Annotated in this window: 23 protein-coding genes; 8 read left to right on the top strand and 15 right to left on the bottom strand. The window is 50.3% G+C overall.

Annotated features, from left to right (window positions below):
- Positions 1 to 40: 40 nt before the first annotated feature.
- From KJS69_RS02000 to KJS69_RS01985, 4 genes are all read right to left on the bottom strand, one after another.
- On the bottom strand, positions 41 to 796 hold the full coding sequence (locus KJS69_RS02000) for a Cthe_2314 family HEPN domain-containing protein (RefSeq protein WP_213581335.1): 756 nt from the start codon (positions 794 to 796) through the stop codon (positions 41 to 43).
- A 21-nt stretch (positions 797 to 817) separates the two neighbouring features.
- Positions 818 to 2590 (bottom strand): UbiD family decarboxylase, encoded by a 1773-nt coding sequence (locus tag KJS69_RS01995; protein WP_213581334.1) that lies wholly within the window; start codon positions 2588 to 2590, stop codon positions 818 to 820.
- 54 nt (positions 2591 to 2644) lie between these two features.
- On the bottom strand, positions 2645 to 3574 hold the full coding sequence (locus KJS69_RS01990; RefSeq protein WP_213581333.1) for a COX15/CtaA family protein: 930 nt from the start codon (positions 3572 to 3574) through the stop codon (positions 2645 to 2647).
- Positions 3575 to 3841: 267 nt separating this feature from the next.
- Positions 3842 to 4186: a thioredoxin family protein gene (locus KJS69_RS01985; RefSeq protein WP_249730303.1), complete on the bottom strand. Its 345-nt coding sequence runs from the start codon at positions 4184 to 4186 to the stop codon at positions 3842 to 3844.
- 312 nt (positions 4187 to 4498) lie between these two features.
- Here KJS69_RS01985 and KJS69_RS01980 point away from each other — a divergent pair, with 312 nt between their 5' ends.
- Positions 4499 to 5344, top strand: a complete 846-nt coding sequence (locus KJS69_RS01980) for an SPFH domain-containing protein (RefSeq protein ID WP_213581331.1) — start codon at positions 4499 to 4501, stop codon at positions 5342 to 5344.
- Positions 5345 to 5356: 12 nt separating this feature from the next.
- Positions 5357 to 5545: a type II toxin-antitoxin system antitoxin gene (locus tag KJS69_RS01975; protein ID WP_213581330.1), complete on the top strand. Its 189-nt coding sequence runs from the start codon at positions 5357 to 5359 to the stop codon at positions 5543 to 5545.
- 474 nt (positions 5546 to 6019) lie between these two features.
- Here the strand turns inward: KJS69_RS01975 and KJS69_RS01970 are convergent, their stop codons facing one another.
- Positions 6020 to 7546, bottom strand: coding sequence for a copper amine oxidase N-terminal domain-containing protein (locus KJS69_RS01970; RefSeq protein ID WP_213581329.1), 1527 nt, complete (start codon positions 7544 to 7546; stop codon positions 6020 to 6022).
- Between the two features lie 253 nt (positions 7547 to 7799).
- Between KJS69_RS01970 and KJS69_RS01965 the strand changes: the two genes are divergently transcribed.
- Positions 7800 to 9320: a DUF2515 family protein gene (locus tag KJS69_RS01965; protein WP_213581328.1), complete on the top strand. Its 1521-nt coding sequence runs from the start codon at positions 7800 to 7802 to the stop codon at positions 9318 to 9320.
- Here the strand turns inward: KJS69_RS01965 and KJS69_RS01960 are convergent.
- The 6 genes from KJS69_RS01960 to KJS69_RS01935 all read right to left on the bottom strand — a co-directional run bounded on the left by KJS69_RS01960 (position 9310) and on the right by KJS69_RS01935 (position 16744).
- On the bottom strand, positions 9310 to 10923 hold the full coding sequence (locus tag KJS69_RS01960; protein WP_213581327.1) for a putative polysaccharide biosynthesis protein: 1614 nt from the start codon (positions 10921 to 10923) through the stop codon (positions 9310 to 9312). The genes KJS69_RS01965 and KJS69_RS01960 overlap by 11 nt on opposite strands.
- A 25-nt stretch (positions 10924 to 10948) precedes the next feature.
- Positions 10949 to 11431: a DUF456 domain-containing protein gene (locus tag KJS69_RS01955; RefSeq protein WP_213581326.1), complete on the bottom strand. Its 483-nt coding sequence runs from the start codon at positions 11429 to 11431 to the stop codon at positions 10949 to 10951.
- Between the two features lie 55 nt (positions 11432 to 11486).
- Complete coding sequence (locus tag KJS69_RS01950; RefSeq protein ID WP_213581325.1) at positions 11487 to 12227, bottom strand: HAD family hydrolase; 741 nt, start codon at positions 12225 to 12227, stop codon at positions 11487 to 11489.
- 23 nt (positions 12228 to 12250) lie between these two features.
- The gene (asnB, locus tag KJS69_RS01945) at positions 12251 to 14131 is read right to left on the bottom strand and encodes an asparagine synthase (glutamine-hydrolyzing) (protein WP_213581324.1); all 1881 of its coding nucleotides are present in this window, start codon (positions 14129 to 14131) and stop codon (positions 12251 to 12253) included.
- A gap of 223 nt (positions 14132 to 14354) precedes the next feature.
- On the bottom strand, positions 14355 to 14492 hold the full coding sequence (locus KJS69_RS01940) for a hypothetical protein (RefSeq protein ID WP_213581323.1): 138 nt from the start codon (positions 14490 to 14492) through the stop codon (positions 14355 to 14357).
- A 221-nt stretch (positions 14493 to 14713) separates the two neighbouring features.
- The gene (locus KJS69_RS01935; RefSeq protein ID WP_213581322.1) at positions 14714 to 16744 is read right to left on the bottom strand and encodes a peptidoglycan D,D-transpeptidase FtsI family protein; all 2031 of its coding nucleotides are present in this window, start codon (positions 16742 to 16744) and stop codon (positions 14714 to 14716) included.
- Between the two features lie 431 nt (positions 16745 to 17175).
- Here KJS69_RS01935 and KJS69_RS01930 point away from each other — a divergent pair, with 431 nt between their 5' ends.
- Together KJS69_RS01930 and KJS69_RS01925 are read left to right on the top strand one after the other, a co-directional pair.
- Positions 17176 to 17652 (top strand): coiled-coil domain-containing protein, encoded by a 477-nt coding sequence (locus tag KJS69_RS01930; RefSeq protein WP_213581321.1) that lies wholly within the window; start codon positions 17176 to 17178, stop codon positions 17650 to 17652.
- Positions 17642 to 18745, top strand: coding sequence for a phosphodiester glycosidase family protein (locus tag KJS69_RS01925; protein ID WP_249730302.1), 1104 nt, complete (start codon positions 17642 to 17644; stop codon positions 18743 to 18745). Before KJS69_RS01930 ends, KJS69_RS01925 begins: the two co-directional genes overlap by 11 nt.
- 112 nt (positions 18746 to 18857) lie before the next feature.
- Here KJS69_RS01925 and KJS69_RS01920 read toward each other — a convergent pair whose 3' ends face one another.
- From KJS69_RS01920 to KJS69_RS01910, 3 genes are all read right to left on the bottom strand, one after another.
- On the bottom strand, positions 18858 to 20003 hold the full coding sequence (locus tag KJS69_RS01920) for a transglutaminase domain-containing protein (RefSeq protein ID WP_213581320.1): 1146 nt from the start codon (positions 20001 to 20003) through the stop codon (positions 18858 to 18860).
- 114 nt (positions 20004 to 20117) lie between these two features.
- On the bottom strand, positions 20118 to 20543 hold the full coding sequence (locus KJS69_RS01915) for a hypothetical protein (protein ID WP_213581319.1): 426 nt from the start codon (positions 20541 to 20543) through the stop codon (positions 20118 to 20120).
- Positions 20544 to 20603: 60 nt separating this feature from the next.
- Positions 20604 to 20750, bottom strand: a complete 147-nt coding sequence (locus tag KJS69_RS01910) for a hypothetical protein (protein WP_213581318.1) — start codon at positions 20748 to 20750, stop codon at positions 20604 to 20606.
- 91 nt (positions 20751 to 20841) lie between these two features.
- Here KJS69_RS01910 and KJS69_RS01905 point away from each other — a divergent pair, with 91 nt between their 5' ends.
- From KJS69_RS01905 to KJS69_RS01900, 3 genes are all read left to right on the top strand, one after another.
- The gene (locus tag KJS69_RS01905; RefSeq protein WP_213581317.1) at positions 20842 to 21978 is read left to right on the top strand and encodes an MFS transporter; all 1137 of its coding nucleotides are present in this window, start codon (positions 20842 to 20844) and stop codon (positions 21976 to 21978) included.
- A gap of 398 nt (positions 21979 to 22376) precedes the next feature.
- Positions 22377 to 22478 (top strand): sporulation protein YjcZ, encoded by a 102-nt coding sequence (locus KJS69_RS29540; protein ID WP_249730352.1) that lies wholly within the window; start codon positions 22377 to 22379, stop codon positions 22476 to 22478.
- 410 nt (positions 22479 to 22888) lie between these two features.
- Positions 22889 to 23248, top strand: a complete 360-nt coding sequence (locus tag KJS69_RS01900; RefSeq protein WP_213581316.1) for a toprim domain-containing protein — start codon at positions 22889 to 22891, stop codon at positions 23246 to 23248.
- On the opposite strand, the gene KJS69_RS01895 is transcribed toward KJS69_RS01900, so the two are convergent.
- Positions 23238 to 24161 (bottom strand): AEC family transporter, encoded by a 924-nt coding sequence (locus KJS69_RS01895; RefSeq protein WP_213581315.1) that lies wholly within the window; start codon positions 24159 to 24161, stop codon positions 23238 to 23240. The genes KJS69_RS01900 and KJS69_RS01895 overlap by 11 nt on opposite strands.
- Position 24162: the final 1 nt, after the last annotated feature.

Below are 24162 nucleotides of genomic sequence, written 5' to 3'. Positions count from 1 at the left end.
ACCTAGCCAATCCATCTTATTCCCACGAGGCCCGCTTTCCTTAACGATGTCGACCGGAACGCTGGAATTCATGGCTTAATCCGGCAAAAGCTGCGGTCAAGCTTCGGCATACCATCTCATAGCCTTGATTCAGTGTTTGCAAATTGTCCTCCAGCGACTCCACGGCCGTTTTGCCCGGAGGGAACAGTTCCATTTTGGCTTGAAGCAGGTCATCGACCAATTCCGTATTCATGAAATGCGTCTCGGTGTTTCTTTGCTTTCGCAAAATGGTCATCGAGGCTTGAAAGCTTTCTTTAATTTGATAGAGCTGATTGTCCATCTGTAAGTCCGGTCGGCGCTGATGCATTCTGCGGAGTACTGTAAAATAAGAAAAACGCTGCTTTATTTTTTCTGTTTCAAGCTTCAACTGCTCATCCAAAAAATATCCGAGCTTGTCCAGCGTGGAGAAAATGCGCAGCAGAGCATTTTTATAAAAATAGAGATAGCGGTGATAATGATCCAACTCCTCCAGATCCATCTCTTCGATAAAACGCCGTCGGACCCGCCGACTGAACTGCCCGGCCGCGTATATACTCTGCTCCAGCTCATCCAGCGCCCGGATGAACCCCCCTGCTTTAATGATTACTGAGCGAACAAGCTTCTCCGTTTCCTCCGTTTGCTGTGATGACCGGGAGGCCCTTCTTTCGTCCAGAACTCCCCTCTCCAGCTTGCGAAGGTACTGATTCAAAGCCTCCATCGCTTCTCGCAATATTCCTTCATCCTGTCTTCTCGGCTCTTCAAACAAATATCTCAGCATAGGCTCACTCCTATCGGATGGTTAAATGCCGCCAGGAAAATATTCCTTCCAACGGGAATCGACCAAACGGACAATATCTTCCCGGGGAATAAGCTCGTCCGGATAACCCGGCTTCATCCGCGCATCAATAATGATCGGAAATTGATACCCGATATGATGATTCTCCACCTGCGAACGGGCATACATATCCGAAGCCGGGCTAAAGCGGGTAAACACGGTCCACAAGAAGGAAGTTTGATTATCTACAATAGAAGTATCGTCGGCAATAATGACAAGCGGCCAAGCGGCCAGTCGATCCCCGCTTGTTTCCAGCAATCTTTCCCCTAGCTTGGGGTCCTCTTCGAAAGTTCCGCCGGACACGACAATACAGCCTTTGCAATACGTCTTCACATCGTTAATCCCCGGTAAATCCCCGCCTGAATATTGAACAGGCAGAGTGCGCACCGGCTCCCCGACTCCAACGAGCACCGCTTTGCTTCCTTCGTTGAGCTTATGACCGGTATAGTCCAGCGTATCGTTGGAGGTATGATTGAAGATGAACAGATCCGTTCTTGGCCGGAATCTCTCCAATACCGTCTCGAGCAGCTGTTTAAAATCAGACAAGTCCACTGGACAATCCGTAACAATCAGAAATTTCGTCAGCGTTAGCTGTCCTTCACCCAAAATCCGGAACGCCGAGCTGAGCGCTTCCCGGCGATAACTCTCGCGGACAACCGCAGCAGCAAGCGCGTGGAAGCCCGTTTCCGCATAGGTCCACAATTCTTTAACTGCCGGCATCACCATCGGAAAAGCAGGAGACAGCAGCCGCTGCAGGAAATCTCCCAAGTAATAATCCTCTTGGCGAGGCTTGCCGACGATGGTCGCCGGATAGATGGCGTCTTTACGGTGCCACATATGAGAAACATTGAACACCGGGAATTCATGCTGCAGTGAATAATATCCAAAATGATCGCCAAACGGCCCTTCAAGCCGGCGCGTATGAGGCGGAACCTCTCCACAAATGGCAAATTCTGCGTCGGCGACTAACCGATGCCCCCCATTCGGATTATCGGCCATTCTCAGCTTGCGGCCAATAATAAGCGAGGTCAGCAGCAGTTCCGGCAGATGCTCCGGAAGCGGGGCAATGGCCGAGGCAATCAGCGCCGGCGGTCCCCCGATGAAAACGGTAACCGGCAAGGCCTGGTTGTTCTTCTCCGCTTCATGGTAATGGAAGCCTCCGCCTTTTTGAATCTGCCAGTGCATTCCACTAGTATGGCCGTCATACAGCTGCATTCGGTACATCCCGAGGTTGTTATCGGTCGGCTTGCCGGGATTCTCGGTATAGACAAGCGGAAGCGTTACGAACGGACCGCCGTCATCCTGCCAGCTGGTCAAAGCCGGAAGCTTGGTTAACGGCTGCTCCCGATCGCATACTTGAAGAACCGGCGCCTGATCAGAAGCAACGGTCCGAGTCCCGACCTTCATCAAGTCCAGAAGCAAATCCTTCTCATCCCAGAGAGCTTTGAACGTCGGCGGCAGAAGCGTATCCTTGGCCCCGATAATTTGCTTCATAAGCTGTTCCGGCTTTGGACCGAAAGCCAGATCCACTCTCCGAATCGTTCCGAATAAATTAGTCACGACGGGAAATGAACTGCCTTTAACGTTAGTAAATAACAAGGCCGGGCCCTCTTCAGAGATGACCCGGCGATGAATTTCAGCCAGTTCCAGATTCGGGTCTACCGGGGCGGAAATTTCGACCAATTCGTTTTCTCGACGCAGTGCCTGCAAGTACTCCCGCAAATTTTCAAAAACCATAGGGCTCCCCCTTCACTAATAAAGCAGTAAGTATTTTATTTGAATTACTGAACCTTACCTTTTTAATTGAATGACCCGGACGCTTAAATAAACAAGAATGCTGAATAAGCCGGCAATTAGCAAGGTATGAATAAGGCCTGACAGCAAATGCCATTCTGAAGTGATTGTAAAGGTGACGTAGGCTCCGCTGAAGATTTGCAGAATAACGAGGCTGATCGCCCAATAACCGGCCTTGACAATTTCATGCGGATATTGGCGCTTGCGAAGCATATAGAGCATCAGCGCGATCGCAACAAACAACAGCAAGGCGGCGACCCGGTGCAAGAAAACAATGCCGGTCGCTCCCGACAGCTCAGGAATGACTTGTCCATTGCACAATGGCCAGCCCATACAGCCGCCCCATGATTTCGTATGACGGACAAAGGCTCCTAAGTAGACGACAACATAACAGTAAACCGTCGTAAACCAAATCATGTAGCTCAACCCTTTGGACGGAACCGCAAAAGAAGCCCCGGATGCCTTGTCGGTCGCAGCCAGACCTCGTTCCGGAATCGACTCTGAATAAATCAGCACAATCGCCAGAAGTAGCGTACAGGCAAAGGCAAGCATAGAAATGCCAAAGTGCAGCGCCATAACTAGGGAAGATTGCTCCCATTTAACAGCCATAGCCCCCAGAATGGCCTGGACAACGGTGAAAAAAAGAGCCAAACCGGCATACCAGCGCGCATCCTTGCGTCGAACCAGCCGCATGACGCCGACGAAAGCGGCAAGCACAAGAAGTCCTTCCACACCGCTTACAAACCGGTGGCTATATTCAATCATCGAATCGACCGTATAGCTGGGTATGAACTTGCCGTTGCATAACGGCCAATCGTCTCCGCAGCCGCGTCCCGAATCCGTCTTGGTGACGAGCGCCCCCATCAATAAGACGATAAACATCCCAATGGCGGAAGCTATAGAAATCTGTTTTAACCATCTGTTCATAACAATATGCCACCCGCTTTTTAGTCTCACAACGCCGTAAAAATACACAATACCCCAGTCCAATTATAGCGATAAATCACCCTTAATTCCATTCGCAATTGTGACAAACCGATGAATCGCTTCCCAAATAGACGAGGCACAGCGCCAATTTAGGCGGAATAAAGATAACCCCCTTAAGATAAGGAGGTCTCTTCAAACATTATGGTGATGGATTCCGTTACAGATACCCACTTTCTTTCCAAAGCGGTCATTCCAGCTTTGCCGCGCTTATGACTTCATCGCTTGAATAACTTCTAAGGAGCGGTTTAAGAACTGCTCGATTTCTTCTCTCGTTTTGCGAAGCTTGCTTACAAAGTGGGTTATCTCCTGCCCTTGGTGAAAAACAATGAAGCTTGGAATACCAAGGATGTTATATTTTTCGCAGAGCTCAGGCAGTTCATCCCGATCGATCTCTACAAAGGTCAGCTTGTCGGAATAAGCTTGCTCCAGCTCAGGCATGAACGGTTCGATGTAATGGCAATCTTTGCACCATCCCGCTTTAAAAACGGCAACCGTAGGTTTCGTCTGTTCAATTTGTTCTTGAAAATCCTGCTCGGAATGTAGACGGTTCAATGCCATTCCCTCCTCAGAATGATAACCTCTGCGGCGTAAGTTCTACTAATCGTTACAATAACGAGAACGAATCGGTTATTAGGTACCGGATGTGAGTACCCTAGCCGCATCCAGCCGCCGGCGAACTATTTTCCTTGTTATAGCACTCTCTGGTGTGGATGTCAACCAGAGGATGCCCATATGTTACAAGAGCCTTGCCTGATCTAAAACCCATTCACCATATTAATTTATAGTTTACATATATTTGAAAAAGTGATATCATATAAATATCAAAAAGAAATCTAAAATATATCAACGAGAGGATGAGACTCCATGATTGAAAAAAAAGCCTGGAAATTTAACGGTTACCTGGGACTGTTTGTGCTGCTTGCTTTGTTGGCGGCAAGTATTTATCTGTTAATCGCCGGCTTCATTATCCCCGGCATCATTCTGTTGGCTGTCGATTTAATCTTCCTGACTTCGTCTTTTACCGTGGTGCAGCCCAATCAGGCGATGGTCATTACCTTCTTCGGAACGTATATGGGGACGATTCGGGATACCGGAGTATGGATCACCATTCCTTTTTCGATCCGCAAAAAAATCTCCCTGCGCGTCCGCAACTTTAACAGCGTCAAACTGAAAGTGAATGATGTGGAAGGGAATCCGATCGAAATTGCCGCCGTTATCGTATTTAAGGTCATCGATTCGGCCAAAGCGATGTTCGATGTCGATAACTATGAGCAATTCGTCGAAATTCAGAGCGAAACCGCTCTGCGGCACGTCGCCAGCAAGTATCCTTACGATAACTTTGTCAGCGACGGATATTCGTTAAGAGGCAATGCCGAAGAAGTAGCTGGCGAGCTGGGAACAGAGCTTCAGGAGCGGTTATCCGTAGCGGGGGTCGAAGTGCTGGAAGCCCGTTTGACTCATCTGGCCTACTCTACCGAAATTGCCAGCGCCATGCTTCAAAGACAACAGGCCTCCGCCATTATATCGGCCAGGCAGCAAATTGTGGAGGGGGCTGTCGGCATGGTACAGATGGCCATCGCCCGCTTGGAAGCCGATGGTGGCGTTACGTTGGATGAGGAAAGAAAGGCGGCTATGATTAACAATTTAATGGTGGCCATCGTGTCGGATCGATCCGCGAGTCCGGTCATTAATACGGGAAGCCTCTATTAACAGGCCATTATTATGGCACCTAAAAAAAACTTCCCGCTGCGGATCGATCCTAAGCTATACGAAGCATTGGAACGTTGGGCCGCCGACGAGTTTCGAAGTGTCAATGCACATATCGAATTCCTTCTTCGTGATGCAGCGCGGAAAGCTGGCCGCCTTCAGGACCACAGCCTCCGTCCAGAGCAGCCCGAGGCAGAGAAGTAAGAGAAGAGAACCGGGGACCAGAGCGCCCCGGTTTTTTCAACGATGTAGGTACCATAAGACCAGTGGTATCGCGAACCCGGTACGCAAGATGGCTTGATCCGGTTCGACAACACAATATAATTGAAATGTATGCATTAATAACTCATTGAATCTGCTCCTTTTGACTGTTATCCCCTTCGCTCAGGACAAGTTTCGGCTAGAGAGATCCTTACATAAGGCTTGATAATAATATTGTATTGTTATCAAGTGAAACTCGCCTCCTTCTCTTATCCGAATATATCTGAGCGAAGGGGATAGAGGTGCAAAGGAGCGAATCCGGGCGAAGGCGAAGGGGAGGAAGCTGAAAAGAAAAATATCAGCGTTTGGTAAAGTGTGTTTGACATAGTACACTTTAACGTTAAAAAAGGAGCGGGACCTCACGGTCCACGCTCCTTTGTACGATCAGTCTGATAACTTGTTTAAGATTGCATCCTATTAATCTCTTGTAATAATAACAGCTCTTACTTCGTTATCCCAATCGATTTCTGCACCAAATTGGTCGGCGATGAACCTTACAGGTACATAAGTCGTATCTCCTGTCAATTGAGCTTCGCCTTCCAGTTTAATGGATTGGCCGTCTACTACGGCCGTGCTGCTGCCGATAGTCAGTACGATCGTTTTTCCAGTCCAGACATCAACGATGGTAGCCTGTTGAGTCTCATTGTTCCAGGTCACTTCGGAATCGAGCTCTTCAGCAACAAATCTTAAAGGAACCATGGCTTTCTCCGTTACCGGATCGATATAAGGAAGTTCAAGCAAGGCTGCATCCTCGACTCCATCCCCGATCGGGAGATAAATGAACTTGCTGCTCAGCTTCAGATCGTTGAGCAAAAAGGAGTAAAGCGCCGAGTTCGGGTCCAGATTGTTAACGAATTGGGCAGCCGTTAAGCTTTCGTCCAGAACCAGCCCTTCTTTGGTGTCAATAATCTCCGCACTTACGGCTTGGTTCACGTTCCACACTTCGGACGTAGATTTGATTTTGACCGTATTAATATCATAATCTGTTGGTTCCGGATTATTAAAAACTAACTCCATATCCATCTTGCGGATATCGGAAGTGTTGTTGTCCACGTACATATCGACGGTCAAGTAGTTGTTGTCATTCAGAAACTCATCCGCATCCCCGCTCTTCATCATTGCATCAAGCTGCTGGGAGAATTCGAACAATCCTGCCTTAACTTCGTTGAACATCTCATCGACAAGAGCAGGCCCGAGATCGAGTCCTTCCAGATCCTCTCCCATTTCTTCCCCGATCGGCGCAAGGATCAGCGTATACACTTGCTGAATGACTTCTTTCAAAGCGGCTTCGTCGGAAGCAATATTGTCAATAAAAGCTTTCACGAGGCCCAGAACTTCGCTTCCTTTGATTTCCGCATGAACTCTCGTCAGGTTAGTCAGGCTTCCGTTAATCTGCTCTGTCGCGTTCGACACTCTGAGGTTCTCAGGGTTAGGCAGATTGTTGATGATGAAAGGACCTACAGACTTAAGTAATTGCTCTTGATTATTCTGCAAGGTGTCGTTTAAGCCTGCCCAATTAACGGTCATCATCATCGGATCGAGATTGTAGTAGTCTTCCAGTTGGAAGTAGACGGGCTTGGCTGCTCCCTCAAACTGTATGGCCATCTCTTTATCGGTGATAGACAGAGAAAAAGGAACGTCCCCTTTCTTGGTTACAAGCTTCGCATCCATCGACATTGTGTTCCGGTCTTGCATTTTAATGTTATTCATTTCGAATTTCAAATCTTGCAGGAAAGACAAATCTTCGTTATCGGTGCTCCAGTCAAAATGACTGCCACCAATCAGCTCCACTGAAAAATCGGAATATCCTTCATAGGAGGTGACTTCCAGATTTCTTTGCAGCGCTTTGTTCAAATCCACGCCGATCACGGATTGACAGCCTGTCAGCAAAAGCATCATTAGACCGACAAAGGCGCTCATCCACGTTATGTACTTCTTCTTCAACGCAAACCCTCTCCCTCTTGCGAATTAGTTAAATATGGTTTAATCATACCATGCTACATACTACGTATAAAGAATAAAAAGGATTCATTTTAGTGAAAAGTAATAATAATTATCGTTAATTTCGGCACTGTTTTTGACCTTTAAAAAAACTATCCCATCTTCACCACCGTTCGTTTTGATTCCTCTGTCCATAGAGCGATGGCTCGATATAAATTGTTCTCACCAAAATAGAAAGCTGCGAGGAGGTTACAACGTGACTCGGGATTCAAAAGAGGCATCCCATCCAGAGAGCTTATGGTCCAAAGGGATACAACTCGGCAAAGAGCTGGCCAAATTGGCGGTTGATAAGACCTCAGGCCTACTTAAGACTTCGACTTTCGGGGGAAGCAAGCCTTCCTCTGTCCCTTTGACCGTTCCTCCGGATCAGTTGGCCCGGGTCCGGAACCGTTGGGAGGAGGAATTACAGCAGCCTTCGGGGCTTCCCGCTCGTTCTTTGCCGGCCAAGGAAGCCGCTCTCGTCCGTGAGCTATTGGAACAGACCTCGCATCTTAATCACAACAATGTCACCCGCACAACGGCTTATGGGGAATTTTACGACAAGCATCCTGACGTTCATTGGGCCCTGCTCGCTCACATGGTATCGCGTAATGGCGGCTGGAACATGACCGATCTGCGCGGGGATCTGCTTCCCCGGCTGCTGGACGCCTCCCATATCGAAGCGGTATTCGAAATGATGGAAAGAGCCAATGCGCTCATCTTCCAGGATGCTTATCCGCAGCTGCTGCTTTATGAACAAAGCCTCCGCTGGAACCGGCCCTTATTTCATTTGCTCCCGATGCTTCACGTCTCCCGTTTTATGCGGCCTGTTTGGGAGCTATTCTGGGATGGAGGAAGCTCCTCCCTGCTCACTATCGCGCTAATTATTAATGAACAGAATTATATCCAGGGCCGAGTGGCCGAGCACCCTGCCTATCAGAAGGCTCTGGACCCGTTGATCAGGCTAATGCAAGCGGTCGCGCAGACGAATCAGGTCGTCTTTCCATGCAAACCTGCCTCCTCCGAATCTGCGGGGCTGTCCATCCATGACGGTGCACATACACAAGAGCGGGACGGCAGGAATACCTCCGGACGCAGCTCTTCGGGCGGGTCTAGCTACACAGGTGCGGCTTCCTCGCTGGAGGGCTGTACGGACGGGTCTGGCCAGGGTGACTCAGACACGGTTGAACAGAGCCCTGCGGACGCGTCAGCCGCCCCTGCAGACCAAGCAGCATCCTTCGCCTCCACCGCCGCCTCTGCCCGCCTCACTCCATGGCCGCTTTACGGGCGGGTGATGGAACATTTCGTCGATCTGCATGAGCGGATCGAATTCGGCAAGCAGCTGTACGCGCTGCTGTTCGGCCTGCCGGCCGCCCGCGAAGGCTTCCTCCGCTTCGCCCGGGAGGTGCCGCATACCGGCTCCCGGGCCGATTATTGGCCGCAGCTGTTCCAGGCTGCGGCCGCACCAAAAGCCTTTCCGTCGTCACCGTACACGGAAAGGCTTAAAGGCGGCGCGCTGCGCGAAGGCGCCAGCCCGCTGTGCAGCCCGGAGCTGCGCTCGGCGTGGCCGGCCCGGCCGGTTCAGGCTCCCGAGCGGTACGACTGGTTCCGCGACCTGTCTCCGGTCGCGCACCTGACGACCGCTCAGGCGGAAGCCCCGGCCGACATCACACGCGAGCATAGCGCCGGGCTGCGCAGACTGGAGCTCGCGATTCTCGCGCGCGAGCTCATCGATTGACCGCAGCGGACACTTTGCGGACAAGCTTCTGCAGCGGGCCGGGCAGGTTAGCCAGGTCGTGCTTGGTCACGACACGGAACGCCATCAGCAGCAGCGGATAGAGCGCGATGACGACGAGACCGGTCACCGCCGCGTTCAAAAAGTAGTCGACCTTGTTCGGAAACCAGGTCACGTAACGATACATGAACCGCTCGACGCAGGTGCCTGCTGCGACGATGATCGCCGTGGCGGCCGCCAGCTTCATCCAGCGCGACAAGCCCAAGATGACGAACGGTACCTTGCTCCTCATCGTCCGGAAATTAAGCAGCATCATGACGATGAAGCACAGAGCGGTCGACAGCACGACGCCGGAGATGCCGAGCCAAGGCGCCAGAGCGAAGCTGCCCGCCAGCTTGACCGCCAGACCGGCGAACACGTTGACGATCAGCGGCCGCATGGCGCCGATGCCCATCAGGATGGCGCCGGAGGTCTGCATCATGATCTGGAACAAGGCGGTCGCGGTCAGCATGGCGATGATCATCGTGCCGTTCTCGTCCGGAAACAATGTCCCATTGATCGGACGGGCGGCTACAGCGATCGCGAGGACGACCGGCAGCCCGGTCAGCACCGAGATTTGCATCGCCTTGACTCCTTGCTGCTTGACCTGTTCCAGATCATTGCGCGCGTAAGCGGCCGATACAATCGGAACAATCGACTGGCTGAGCGCGACGGCCAGAATGATCGGGATGCCCGCAAGCGATTGGGCCCTTCCCGTCAATACGCCAAGCTCGACTTTGGCCTGCTCGGTGCCAATCAGATTTTGCAGCAGCGGGATAACCGTCGAAGTGTCAATAAAATAGACGAGCGGCACCGCCATCGAGAACAGCACAATCGGCACCGACAGCCTGAAAATCTGACCATAAATCGTCCGGTAAGGCAGTGGCTGTCCTCGCCTGTAGTTTCTTCGCAGCCCTTGCGCTGCATCCTTTTGCTTCAGCAGATTGTAGAACAGCAGCAGGACGGCGAACGCCCCGATACTGCCCATCACTCCTCCAAACGATGCTCCCGCTACCGCCCAGTCATGCCCCCACCCGATAGCGAGCAGTAAATAGGCCAGTCCGACCGCGGTAATGAGCCTCATAATTTGCTCAATGATCTGGGACAGGCCGTTCGGCATCATTTTTTGCCTTCCCTGGAAATACCCGCGGAGCATCGCGATAAGCGGAAACAACAGCAGTGCCGGGGCTAGTGCCCGAATGGCCAACGCTGCGGATTCGTCCCCCGACATTCTGGCGTAAGACGGAGCGATGAGAAATAACAGAATGGTCATAATGACTCCGGCGACAAGGGCAAACTGAACCGCCGCCCGAAAAATCCGGTCTGCTTCAGCATGGCGTCCCAGCTCCGTCCGCTCGGACACCATCTTGCTAAGTGCACTCGGAATGCCTGCGGTAGCTATCGTCAGCAATGGAGTATAAATATTGAAAGCGATCGAGAAAGTAGCCATTCCCCCATCGCCGATCAGGTAAACGAGAGGAACCCTCTGCACCACACCGAGAACACGCGCAACGAGAGCCGCGACGGCGAGGATAAGGGTTCCTTTGACTAGCGAATCTTTGGACACTTGCAACCCTTCTTCCAACCAAGGTTTAGACGAGAAGCCAGAGGATGAACAGGAAAATCATTAGCAGCTGAAGCAGGATTTTCACGATAACGCTGGAGAAAAAGCCGACCACCGACCCGATCCCGGCCTTGCCGGCCTGCTTCCAATTCGCTCCCACCACCAGTTCCCCAATGACGGCTCCGAGAAAAGGGCCGAGAATCAGTCCGGCGAACGGAATGACGAACGGACCGATCATAATTCCGATCGTGCTGCCGATAACCGAAGCTTTGGTTCCTCCAAACTTCTTGACCCCGAGCGCACTGATCATATAATCCGCCACCAGAAGAGCGATAACGATCGCCGTCTGGATAGCCCAGAACCAGAAGCCAAACGGCTCGAAGCTAAAGAACAGACCGTAGACGAAGAATGCGGCATATACGGCCAACACCCCCGGAAGGACGGGAAAAACCGTGCCGAGCATCCCTACCACAAACAAGGCGACAATCAGAATCCAACCTAATATGGCCATAGCTTTTCCCTGCCCTTACTAAGGATTGAGTGGGGGTAATGACGTTATGTAATGACTAGAGACCAAACACATATTTCTGTATCGCTTTGGCAACCCCATCCGCCTGATTAGTATCCGTAATGACGTCGGCTGCCTTCTTCAGCTCTTCCTGGGCGTTCTCCATCGCGACCCCGAGCCCGACCTGATGAATCATTTGCAAATCATTCAGGCTGTCGCCCATGCCTATGACTTCCTCCATCTTCAATCCGAGCAGATTGCAGACCTCCATAATTCCGCTCGCTTTGCTGATCCCGAGAGGATTAAGCTCCAGATTCGAAACATGAGAATTCGTAATTTCAAGCACTCCCCAGTCCTCCAGGCGACTGCGGATTTCTTTCAGTTTGACATGATCCTCGGTAAAGACACCGAACTTGAGCCACTGCTCCTCCTCCGGTTTGGCGGCCCACTTATCTTTGTTATACAAGCCCCCTACCGAATAGCCCCAATACCATACATCGTAGTCAAGAGCCATTTGGTAAAGCTGTCGAATCCACTCCATCTCCATCACATGCCGCTTCAGCAGCTCATCCGGCGATTTCCAGACCTCGCTGCCATTGACCGCGACCAGAGGCGATTGGAGCCCCAAATCCTCCACATAAGGGAAAATATTCTGGACTCCCCTTCCTGTGGAGAACATGACCGTAACCCCGGCATCGATCGCTTTGTGAACCCATTTGCGATTTTCTTCAGAAATCGTCTGCTCATTCGTCAAAAAAGTCCCATCCATATCCAGCGCTATCAGCTTATACTTCCCCATGATACCCTCCGCGACCATTATTTTTATGAATTAGCCGCCGCATAAGAAGCGCCCGGCTGTTCCAGCATATAAGTCGTATGCCATAGGGCGAAGACATAGATAACCCACAGTCTTCGCGCATAATCGCCTGCCCCTTGACGGTGCTTGACGGCCATCTGCTCTACGGCAGCCAAATCCACATAATCTCCAATTCCGCTTGCCTTCACCTGCTCGAGCACTGCCCCTCCGCGGCCCCCTTTCAACCAATCCCGCATAGGGACCGGGAAGCCCAGCTTGGGACGGTTCAGGATGAAATCCGGAATGATTCCTTCCATCGCCTTGCGGAATATATACTTCGTCGTTCCCTGAGCCAGCCTATAATTCGCCGGTATGCGGCGCGCCAGCTCGAACAGCTCCTTATCGAGGAACGGAACGCGCAGCTCCAGCGAATGAGCCATCGTCATCTTGTCTGCTTTCATCAGAATATCGCCGGGCATCCACAGATTCATATCGATGTATTGCATCCGGGTAACCGGGTCTAGATGACGGGTGCGGTTATAGAATTCAGCGGCGATTTGTATCGGATTTTTGTATTGATGCAGCAAGTGGTCACTCCCGCGAATGATTTCCGCCTTCATCTCTTCACTGAATATTTTTGCGTTGCCTAAGAAACGTTCCTCCAGAGGGGTTGTTCCCCGCAGCAAGTAATTGCGGCCGGGAAGCCCTGCAGGGAGCTTGTCCACCAGCTTGTGAACAAATCGCTTCATCAGCAGCGGCATCCAGGAAACCGGACGCAGCGACAGCGGCTCGCGATAAATGCGATAGCCCCCGAACAACTCATCGGCCCCTTCTCCGGACAACACGACCGTCACATGCTCTTTGGCAAGCTGCGCGACATGATATAACGCAATGGCCGACGGGTCGGCCACCGGTTCATCCTGATGCCAGATCGCTTTCGGAACCGAATCGAAAAAGTCCTTCTCCGAGATCAGTCTCGAATAATGCTCCGTGCCGAGCGCTTCCGCAGTTTCCCGGGCAATGGTGGTTTCATTATTGGCGCCCTCGAAGCCGACTGAGAACGTACGGATCGGCTCGATATTCCTCATGTGAGCAGCTATCGCCGTTGAGTCGATGCCGCTGGACAAGAAGCAGCCTCTCTCCACATCGCTCTGCATATGGTGAACGACCGAATCCTTCAGCTTTTCCCGCAGTTCCTCTATATAATCGTTAAACGGTCTGGAGACCGGCTCGAACATCGGGTCCCAATAGCGGCTCAGCTTCATCGTCCCGTCCGCTCTTACCGTTATCGTATGAGCCGGAGGAAGCTTGCGGATCCCTTGAAACATCGTCATAGGCTCCGGCACATACTGGAAGGTCAAATAGTTCATGAACGCTTCGGTTTCCACCGAACGCCGGGTTTCGTCCGCGGCCAGAATGCTTTTAATTTCGGAAGCAAACAGAAATTGATCGGGACCGAAGGAATAATAAAAAGGCTTGATGCCAAAATGATCCCGGGCTCCAAATAAAAGCTTCTTCTTGCGATCCCATATGACAAACCCGAACATGCCCCGCAGCATCTTCACGCACTCTGCTCCATACTCCTCGTACAGATGCACGATGACCTCGGTATCGCTCTGCGTGCGGAACTGGTGTCCTTTGTCCTGCAATTGCCCGCGCAGCGCTTTATAGTTATAAATTTCTCCGTTAAACACAATCCAGACCGTTTCATCCTCATTAGTGAGCGGCTGGCGGCCTTCCTGTAAATCGATAATCGATAGTCTGCGAAAGCCAAGTCCAATTCGCGGCTCCGTCCAGATTCCGGAATCATCCGGTCCCCGATGAACAATGACATCGGTCATTCTGCGCAGCAATTGTTCCGATGGCTCTCTCTCCGTAAAATACATCGCTCCTGCTATTCCGCACATGAGGTACACTCTCCAAACTAGTAGGACTATTTATGTGTCAATTCGGCATATAGTCGACAATAAAAAGATTGCCCTAAGACGCAGCTGCATCTTAAGGAACAGAAAGATCAAATACCGATTACTAAGTATACCATATCTTCTCCTCTTCCGGAAATGAACGCGCTACAAAAGTTCAGGGCCTCCCTCGAAAAAGCAAGCGACCTGCAAACTTGCAATCAGGATTCTATAGCGGCAGGCTAAACAGCGATGTCCCGGCTGCGCATAACGGCTTCGACCAGACTATCCCCGCCGTGGTCAGTAATATATAAGTAATGCTGATGATGAACCTCTGCAATGAAGAATTGAGTCTTCCTCCGCCCATGTTGATCTCCTCCAGTCTATATTCTCGTGTTAGCAGTCTTTCCGATTTTCAACAGGAACGCCATCCGTCCATTCCTCATACCGCTGCGTTAGCACCGTGTTGTTCCTGGAAAAATAAGTTGGTTGGGGGCAAATTTTAGACTATAAAAAACGACGGTCTTTTCTTTACCCTATGCACAGACACCTCCGAATGTGCATAGGGTAACAGGGACCGCCGCCTATTTATGGCTCTGTCAAAGGCTGCCCCTTCGGCTTCCCGTCCAGACCGATGTATTGATCATAGGCGTCAAATATTTTTCTCGCGATCGGTGCCGCACCATAAGCTCCGAATCCCCCTTCCGGGACGACTACGGCAACCGCCAATTTCGGATTGTCCGCCGGAGCATAACCAATGAACACGGCATTATCGACGTGCTGACCGGCAATTTCCCATTCCGAGGTCCCCGTTTTTCGGACAAAGGTGTAAGAGACGCCATCAAATCCATCGACTTTACTCTTCATCCCATCCTTCAGCACCTTCCAATATTCCTCCGGAAACGTCACCTCATCCAGCAGTTCCGGCTCCACTTTTTCCACCAGTTCAAAATCGTAAGTCGTTATCCGATCCACAAACAATGGCTTATACCGTTTCCCTTTATTGGCCAGCATCATCGCATACTGAGCCAACTGGAGCGTCGTGTAGCGGGCCTCCTGTCCGAAGGACGCATTGATTAGCGGAAATTGCGCCTGCAGTCTTTTAGCCGTTTCGTAATAGTAATAATCCCCGCTGTATTCTCCAGGCAAACCGCTTTCGGTAGAGACACCGAGACCGAACTGGGTCATGTAGGAATGCCAGACATCCAGTGGATCCTTTACTTTCATGTATAATTGATTTCCAACTCTTTCCGCCATAAAAGTGTTAGAGGATACCTCGAGAGCTCTGGCGGGAGAGATCAAACCATTCCTTGAGTTTCCCGAGTTCCGCACTCGCGCATTGTTGTTTTTTCCATAGGTGAACAATCCGGTATCATTGTATCTTTCGTGGGGCGTAATCAGCTTCTCGCTTAAACCAACCAGAACCGTCAGCGGCTTAAGAACCGAACCCGGGGGAACTAGAGAAGAGGAATGCTTCCCAATCTTATCCGCAGGGACGTCCGCGTATCGTTCTCGAATCGTTCCGTTGGTGTACCTGTTCTGAATGGCGTTCCAAGCCTCCGTTGAAATCCCCCCGGTCCAGATGTTGGGATCATAATCGGGCATACTGGCCATCGCCACGACCTTTCCCGAATCTACTTCCATCGCGACGGCATATCCGGCCTTGGCATTTCTCCCTTTGGCGTAGGTCGCGTTCGGGGGATGCTTCTGCAGCATTTCCAACTGATCGGTTATCGCTTGCTGAGTCGCCAGCTGCACCTCGTTATGAATCGTCAGGAACAGATTGCTCCCTTTTACGGGCGGGGTAATTTCCACATGTCCGACAATCTGGTCCCGGCTGTTGACCGGATAGGTCCGCGTCCCGTTCTGACCGCGCAGCACGTCCTGATACATCAATTCCAAACCGTCAAAGCCGACGTACTCGTCCTTCAAGTAGTCGTTATCCTCCTCTTTGTAACGGTCCAACGATTTGGACTTCTGATTCATCGCTGTGGAATACGGGCGCAGGTAGCCGACCAGTTGCACAGCAATCTGTCGCGGATCGTATACGCGAGTGCTTTCCTCCGCAACCTCCAGCCCTTTTAATTCATCCCGATGCTCCGATATATAAGCGATCTCTTCCCGCGTCAATCCGGACTTGATCCTCCGGGGCCAATAGGTGTACGCCGGATCCCTCGTCTTTTCCCCGTCAAGGTCAAAGCCGACGTCCATCCTATCTATAATTTCCTCAGCCGTCATAGGAGGCGATTTGGTCGAATCTCCATAACGGAGGAAAATATCCTCCAGCCGTTTGGCAAGCTCTATTTTTTCCTCTGTCGTCTGTCCGGGCTCAATCCGGTAGGAAACGGATTGGGTAGACGTTGTCGAAGCGATCGGCGACTCATCCCGATCATATATGTTTCCGCGAATAGGCGAAATAATAATGTCCCGCTTCAGATTCTTTTTCTCCAACGCCGACAGTTCCTCCCCCTCGACAAACTGCAAGAACGCCAGCCGGATAATGAGGACGGAGAACAATAGGAATATGCAAAAAAAGAACACGTTAATGCGGATGGAAAAGCCTCTCCGCTTCTTAATCTCCCTTTTTTGTGTCTCTTCCACTTCCGGAGTAATATCCATTCTTGCCCATCCTTTCCAAAAAGTGCGGTGATTCATTGAGACATTACGCGACTTCGCGCCCGATTTCCCATCCGGTTTACGCCCCGGTCCACCGCTTGAACCGTCCGCTAACCATTCCCGTTCCAAATTTTCCGCATGTTCCTCTGTCTCACCAGGCTTTTTTAAACCGCTCCTCGCTATTGTTACGCTTACGTACCAGTTTAACATATTTGATGGCACAAAAAGAAGCCTTGCCCGTGTTCGGTCCATAACCCTTGCCCATTGCAGCAGAAAGGGAATGACCGGATAAACTGGTTCAGTCTGCAGAGAGAGGCTCCGCAGTTTTTTTGTTTTTTACAGCAACATTTGCTATTTTTCGACGTAAGTATTAATAGGTTGCTAGTTTTCCGGCACCAAAATAATATTTTTACAGAAAGGATTTATATTTCACCATGAAAGATTTATCGTATGTTTCTACCGATTCCTCTATCGCAACAAGCACCCCTGTCCCGGCTAACAAGGAAGCCAGAAGACCGTTGCGCAAATGGCTGGTTTGGTCCGCTCCCATGCTTGTGTGGGCGCTGCTGTTGGTCGGCAGTTTTTTCTTGGCCAAGCATTACATAAACGGGCTGCAGCAGCAAATGATTCAGATTCAGACCAGTACCGAAGACTTGAACCGTTCCGTTATGGAGTTTCATACCCAGTTGGGTGAACATAAAGAAAGCCTGGCCGGGCTCCAGAGCCAGTTTGATCATGTGCAGAGCGATCTGGAGGCGGTGAAGGAAGAGCTCTCGCTTGCCGGAAACACGTTAACTTCCTCCGATCAGACGAGACAGGCTCTCAACGAACGAATCAGCGACTTAAGCAAGGAGCTGGAAAATCTTCGCGGCTCCATTACCAAGCTGGAGGAAGCTACCCGTGCGTACTAGAATTCATGTGGCGCTGGGGTTGTTTGTTTCTATGCTGGCGGCCTTCTTTTTCGCTTTTTTGTTCTCTAATCCGCTGCATGATCATACCATGCACGCGGCCCAATCGCTGGAACCTACCAAGCAGACAGTGGAGAGTATGCTGCACGACATGACGGCCATCGAGCAGAGTTACGAGGCTATGGGGGCAACAGCCTCGCAAGCGGCGGATCACTTAAGCGAGAGCCGCCAAGCGCTTGCCGAGCTGGTTGAATCCGTGTCAGCCCAAACCTCAATCGATGAAGCACAGAGGCAGGCTGTAGACCAGTTGGTTGCCACCAGCCAGCAGCATACGAAGGAAACCCAAGATGCTTTAGACCAGATACTGACCAATATGCTTGGCGAGCCGATCGGACAATCCTTCGGCGAAAGATCGACGGTCAAAGTGTTCTCGTTGAAGGAAGCCGGATATAGAGGCTATATGGCCAAAGTCAAGCTGCATGATCCGAGTGCGGTCAAGCTGGTGCTGTCCAATGACAAGGTCGGCGACAAAGGCGAGACTACAAGTCAGGCCGGTCGTCGTACAGGAGCCGTATTGGCCATTAACGGCGGCGGCTTCGCCAGAGAGAACGGGCTGCTCTATCCGATTGGCATTACGGTGGTCGACGGTGAAATCAAGACATTTTACCGCACCGATCTGAGCTTTATCGGGTTTGACAACAACGGCAAGCTCGTAGGCGGTGAAATTACGACCGAAGAACAGATTAAGGAACTGAACGTGATGCAGGGAGCAACATTTGTCCCTTCCCTGTTGAAGGACGGGGAGAAGCTGAAGATACCCAGCGCCTGGAGGAACAAAAAAGAGCCGCGTACCCTGATCGGACATTTCTCTAACGGCGACCTGCTATTCATCGTAATTGACGGGAGACAAAAAGGCTACAGCGAAGGGGTAACGTTGGAAGAAGCCCAGGACAAGCTGATTGAGTTCAAGGTCCGCGATGCCTATACGCTGGATGGGGGCGGCTCCAGTGCGTTTTATTACAATGGCAAGCTGCTGAACAGCCCTTCCGACGGACGGGAAAGACTTCTTCCTACCAATTTCGTAGTGCTGCCTTAGCGGTATGCCGGGGCGCTATCCCCAAACTCCTAATTCTTCTTGCAAAGGTGGATGACCGGGTAACACTTTCTTCCGGCTCCACCTTTCTTCTTCATGACGCTTCACCAGAAGCTTAGGCATCTTTCACATGGGTTTCATAAAAATTCGGCGGATTGAACCAATCGCCCCCACTGGACACCCACGTCGGATCAAGCGGTACCCATTCCCCTTGCTCGGCCAAGTAAACTTCATTCCACGCATGAGGTCCGTAGCTTCCTCTTCCGTCATATCCGAGACCGGTTACGACCTTAACCTCCAACCCGACCGAACGGGCCATAACCGCGTACAATCGGGAATAATCGATACAAACACCTTCCCGGCTGGCAAAAGTATCCTCCGGCGTTTGCTCCTTCCAGATCCGTTCTTCCTCGTACAGCCTCACTTTCTCATGATCATAGCGAACCCGGGTGCCCACCCATTCGTACAAAGCCCGCGCCTTCTCCTCGTCCGTTTCCGCTCCAGCCGTCACTTCCTGGGCTGCAGCTATAACGTTGTCAGGCACATTGGCATCAAGCACCTCATATTTCCGCTGCAAAATGCTGTTAAATTCAGCTTCGACGGCTCTGGTGAATACCGGGAGCTGTTCCTGCAAAAAGCTTCCCGTCACCGGATGGATAATTTCACTCGCACCCTTCTGATAAATACTGGACTGCTGAATGTATTCGGTCATCGGAGCCTTGGGAAACATCATCGTAGCGACAAACAGAACCGCTATGATCATCAGCGCTCTGCCCGCCCCGGTCAGAATGCCAATTCCTCCCCCTACCAAACTGCTCATCCACGATCGGAAGCCCTTTGGAGTTCGGGGAGCAGAGGAAGGATGGGTCCACGGAAACTGATGCAAGGCCCACATCAAAACATGTTTACACACGATGTACACAAGCAAAAAGATAAGCCCGGAGCGCATTAATGAAAAGTCCCGGACCCCGGTCACGATCGTATAGTAGAACTGACGAACTACTCCCAGCTTCTCGTTAGGAATCATTATCTGCTTGGATATAAGCCAATCTCTTAAAACCGGGGACAGCCATTCCATCAGCTTCCAGGAAACAACCACGCTGGCAATAGTCATAAGTCCTTCCATCACAAATAGAGTTAGCTGGCGGACCGAACCGCTAGCCCCCCTCTTGGCCCCCTGAATCACTGAAAAAACAAGGACGGACACAATAAGAGCCGACAAAAGATTAATAGATGATAGATGGTCGATAATGGAAATCATGTCGGCTCCTCCGTTTGTTTAATAGTCGGCAATGGCTGCCCGGATGGACTGTATCGGTAACCGATCGTAATGTATTATCGGATTCCGAATGCTTGTGCGGCGCTCAGCTAGCCCCTATTGGCTTTTGGCCTGATCGATAAACGATTGAAGAACTTCATTTATCTTAATATTAAAGCTCTGGCCCAGGAATGTAATCCGGGCTTCGTCGGAGCCTTTCGCGACGTCGACCTGAATGTTCTTGGTCGTCACTGTATACGAGCCGTCTGAATTCAGCTTGTACTTGGCTTCCTTGGCTTCCGCCGCCATTGCCTTCATCGCTTGTTCCTTGACGGTCTCGCTGATATTGCTGCCAATCGTCCCGGCAAGCTCGCTAATCTGATCTTTATAGTTCATTCCATAATAAATAACAGCGGCGATAATCAAAAGGACCACCAACCATTTAATGACCGTTTTAACCAATTTAATGACCAGATATAACACGACGACAGCAATCAGAATAATAAACCAGCGCTCCTGTAGAAACAACATCCACTGCTCCATCCCGTTCCCCCTTCCCTATTGGTTCATTTATCTGTTCTATCTTACTATATTCGGTTAACGTTATTCATCTCTTTTCTTCCTCAGCTCCTCCAGCTTCTTGCGAATCTCTTCTTCCCTATTAATACGAGCACTGGAGTAGGTTCGTTTCCATCGCCATAAAGCTATCAGGGCGATAGCAACAAGCAAGAGGATCATCCATCCGTCCATATAACTCCCCTCCATTTGGGCATATGTTTATGACAAGCAGCGTAAATCTAAAGGGAGACGTGCCATTATGAAATCCAGGGGGTGGCTTTCCATGAAAACGGCCGTATGGCTGTATTTATTTATTTTTGTCGCCTTTTTTGATCTTCACGCCCAGTATCCTATTTTGTCCCCGTTCGCTTTATCCCTAGGGGCAACTCCATCGTTTATCGGTCTTATTCTGGGAGTCTACTCCATTACACATCTGCCCGGCAACCTTCTGGCTGGGTATGGAGTCGATCGGTACGGCAGCAAAAAATTTCTCGTCATCAGCCTGATTGCCGCCGGTCTGCTGCTTATTTTTCAAGCGCGCGTAACCGATCCGTGGGAATTGCTGTTCATCCGTTCCATCAGCGGCTTCGTGCTGGCCTTCCTGTCTCCAGCCTGTCTGGCGATGCTGGCCAAAATTGCCCGGGATCAAATCCATCAAGGCAAATTGATGTCGGGCAACGGTCTCGTCCATACTTTGGCCTCCGTCGTCTCTCCCGCAGCCGGCGCGGTTCTCGTTGCCAAGCTCGGGTTTGCGACCTCATTCTCTATACTGGGCTGGGGATTGATGGCGACGGGATTACTGGCGATCTTTAGCCTTAAGGAGCCTGTAGTGACCCGAGAATACAATAAAGCTGAATTGTCTGCGGTTAGAGCGGAGCCAACTTCTCAACCGATCCCTTGGCTATTCTTCTTGATTCCGTTAGGCATGTCCTTCGCGCAAGGCATTTTATTTTTTGAACTGCCCCTGCTTCAATCTGTTCAAGATTCGATTCTAAACTCCGGTGTACTTTTTTCGATGGTCAGCCTGGGGGCCTTATGCACCCTCAGCCTTTTATTTCTTAACCGCTATTCCGCTTATAATCGGACGATATTGGGCTGCTTTGGATTAGCTTTGATTTTTTTTGGCCTGTCGGTTAATTGGTCCCTTCCCCTCTATGCGTCCTTATTTCTGATTGGAATGGCGAAAGGGATCATCCTTCCTTCCATCTCCACCTTGCTCGCGAATATTACGAGCAGCAGCCGATATGGCCGAGCGTTCTCGCTGCTTTCCATCGCGTTTTCCATTGGAGCTTTTTTAGGCCCGATTCTCGCTGGACAGCTTCGTCTTCAGATTTCTCCTTATTTCATTGCCTTCCTGGCGCTAATGCTGGGGATCACTTTATTGCCCTTAGGCCGAATTCGTCCGGCGATCAGTACATAGAGGCCTGGCTTACTCTATACTTTCGGTCGGCGGGACGTAATGGTTCCATCCCGTTACCGGATACCCGGGATATTTACCTATTTTCTGTCCGTCTGGGTACTTGCACAGACGCGGGCTATTTCCCTACATAAACTGTTAATGAGAGTTCAAAAAGTCAACTTTTCAGCACCGAGAAGATTGTGCGAAGCTGAAGAAGGAGGAGCGGAGTGTAGGCAAACCTACATGAGCACCTAAAATGTTTCCGGAGGAAACATAACTTCGTAAGCCTAAGCTTTTCGAAGGTGAGTGCAAGGTTCGATGTCGAAACCGCTTCTTGGCATCCTTCGTGATCAAAAGGGGACTTTTTGAACAACCTCTATTATTGTCGGTGACTTTAGAGGCGGAAAGGGGTGCAGCAAGTGGGCGGCGTTGTTTCTCCAGAATTCGGATTCTGGACTTCAATAGGTACAATTCTCGTTCTGTTCATCTTATTGGTCATTGTTTCCTGCGCTTTTATTTGATGGATTTTTTCATAATCCATACTCCTCCCAAAGATTTGCGACTTGAACGTTCAAGTCGCTTTTTTTTATTAATGCAGGAGGCACCTGTTCCTTACGTCACGGTCCTCGGCGATACGTCACTCCGCTGTTATGCCCTGTGGATAAATTGCCGCCACGTCTGCGTGCTTCCTCTCATGGACGAATTCGTTCCAGATCGTTACGCGAATGCTCATCTTCAGCTCCTCCTTTTTAACTCTTTTTATTGTAAGGGTTATTGGATTTATTCGCCAGATCATTCAGAATGCAAAACTTTAAGAAAATTGCTACGATAGAGAAAAGGCTTATCATTAAAGGTTAGAGAGAATCAATGGAGAGATCGGCATCACTCGAGATCGCAATGTCTATCATAAAGGACTCGCCAGGAGGTAAATATGCTGTTAGCTATCATTGTCGAAGGAAAGAACGATCGCAGCCGTCTAAGACGGCTTCTTGACGAGAATGTCGGAATTTTATGCTCCTATGGAACCCCGGGAACGGAATCTCTCGCCCGTTTAAAGAAGAAGATCGGCGATATCCCTGTCTTTATTTTTACCGATAACGATCCGTCCGGCAAAAAAATACGGGCGCTGCTTAGCGACACTTTTCCCGATGCGGAGCAAATGTACACCAGAAGAGGCTATGCGGGTGTAGAGGGGACACCGGAGGAATATTTAATACAACAATTGGAAAAGGCAGGCCTGGAGGAATATATCATTTACCCCTCGCCGGCGCTGCCTTCGATTACGGAATGAATTGAAGCAAGTAAATAACTAGAGTGACGGTAAAAATACTAAACACGGTAGAAGAGAACACGGCCTGGGAAGAAAACTCCGGCTCGTTATCAAATTCCACCGCCAGCAGAACGCTGCTAAGCGAGGTCGGCACGGCACAGGAGAGAACAAGCGCTTGGGCCATCATCCCTTTAATGCCGAGAAGCCAGACAACGCCGAAGCCAAGGGCTGGAGCGACCAGTAAACGCAGCGTATTGGATAAGACGACATCCGACAGCTTGAGCTGCCATTTCATACTGCCGAGCTGTACCCCCAACGTTATTAGCGCGGTGGCAATAAAAGCATTGGACACATAATTGATCGGCTGATAAATCGCGTCAGGAATTGGAATCTCGAACCCTCTCATCAGAAAACCGAGAGGAATAACATAAATGACGGGGAGCGACATAATTTTACGAATAATGTCCCTCCGGTCGCTTTTGTTTGCGTTAACACTGTAAATTCCATACGTATTAGGCAGCAGACTTTGCATCATCATGATGATAATCTGGATGGACAGCGTAAAAGCGTCGCCTATAAAAACGAGCTGATTCAACGGAATCGCATAGTTGGCGCTGTTGTAAAAAATAACGCTGTTCCGCATAGCGGTTTTCATATTTCCTTTATACTGCCGAATTCTTATAACCAGCTCGACGAGTAAAAATAATAGAATAATGAAGACAGCAAAAAAAAGCAGCACCTGAAGCAATATCGCAAGCGAAATTTCGGACTCGTACAGCATTTTAAAAATGACCGCTGGTGAAAATAAATAAAAATTCAATTTAGACAAGGTTTTAATATCTAACTTAAAAAAGAAATGCAGAAGAGCGCCTATTCCTATCAAAATCGACAGGGGAATGATGTTATTCAGTAATATATAAATAAAATATTCCATG

The sequence above is a fragment of the Paenibacillus sp. J2TS4 genome (assembly GCF_018403245.1).
Classification (GTDB): domain Bacteria; phylum Bacillota; class Bacilli; order Paenibacillales; family NBRC-103111; genus Paenibacillus_L.
The sequence above is the reverse complement of the archived record's forward strand: the minus strand, read 5'-3'. Positions and strand labels throughout refer to the sequence as shown.

What these genes read in the sequence shown, in the direction of transcription:
- KJS69_RS02000 (WP_213581335.1), bottom strand. Translation starts at nt 796, where the DNA reads ATGCTGAGATATTTGTTTGAAGAGCCGAGAAGACAGGATGAAGGAATA.
- KJS69_RS01995 (WP_213581334.1), bottom strand. Translation starts at nt 2,590, where the DNA reads ATGGTTTTTGAAAATTTGCGGGAGTACTTGCAGGCACTGCGTCGAGAA.
- KJS69_RS01990 (WP_213581333.1), bottom strand. Translation starts at nt 3,574, where the DNA reads ATGAACAGATGGTTAAAACAGATTTCTATAGCTTCCGCCATTGGGATG.
- KJS69_RS01980 (WP_213581331.1), top strand. Translation starts at nt 4,499, where the DNA reads ATGATTGAAAAAAAAGCCTGGAAATTTAACGGTTACCTGGGACTGTTT.
- KJS69_RS01975 (WP_213581330.1), top strand. Translation starts at nt 5,357, where the DNA reads ATGGCACCTAAAAAAAACTTCCCGCTGCGGATCGATCCTAAGCTATAC.
- KJS69_RS01955 (WP_213581326.1), bottom strand. Translation starts at nt 11,431, where the DNA reads ATGGCCATATTAGGTTGGATTCTGATTGTCGCCTTGTTTGTGGTAGGG.
- KJS69_RS01950 (WP_213581325.1), bottom strand. Translation starts at nt 12,227, where the DNA reads ATGGGGAAGTATAAGCTGATAGCGCTGGATATGGATGGGACTTTTTTG.
- asnB (WP_213581324.1), bottom strand. Translation starts at nt 14,131, where the DNA reads ATGTGCGGAATAGCAGGAGCGATGTATTTTACGGAGAGAGAGCCATCG.
- KJS69_RS01940 (WP_213581323.1), bottom strand. Translation starts at nt 14,492, where the DNA reads ATGGGCGGAGGAAGACTCAATTCTTCATTGCAGAGGTTCATCATCAGC.
- KJS69_RS01935 (WP_213581322.1), bottom strand. Translation starts at nt 16,744, where the DNA reads ATGGATATTACTCCGGAAGTGGAAGAGACACAAAAAAGGGAGATTAAG.
- KJS69_RS01930 (WP_213581321.1), top strand. Translation starts at nt 17,176, where the DNA reads ATGAAAGATTTATCGTATGTTTCTACCGATTCCTCTATCGCAACAAGC.
- KJS69_RS01920 (WP_213581320.1), bottom strand. Translation starts at nt 20,003, where the DNA reads ATGATTTCCATTATCGACCATCTATCATCTATTAATCTTTTGTCGGCT.
- KJS69_RS01915 (WP_213581319.1), bottom strand. Translation starts at nt 20,543, where the DNA reads ATGGAGCAGTGGATGTTGTTTCTACAGGAGCGCTGGTTTATTATTCTG.
- KJS69_RS01910 (WP_213581318.1), bottom strand. Translation starts at nt 20,750, where the DNA reads ATGGACGGATGGATGATCCTCTTGCTTGTTGCTATCGCCCTGATAGCT.
- KJS69_RS01905 (WP_213581317.1), top strand. Translation starts at nt 20,842, where the DNA reads ATGAAAACGGCCGTATGGCTGTATTTATTTATTTTTGTCGCCTTTTTT.
- KJS69_RS01900 (WP_213581316.1), top strand. Translation starts at nt 22,889, where the DNA reads ATGCTGTTAGCTATCATTGTCGAAGGAAAGAACGATCGCAGCCGTCTA.
- KJS69_RS01895 (WP_213581315.1), bottom strand. Translation starts at nt 24,161, where the DNA reads ATGGAATATTTTATTTATATATTACTGAATAACATCATTCCCCTGTCG.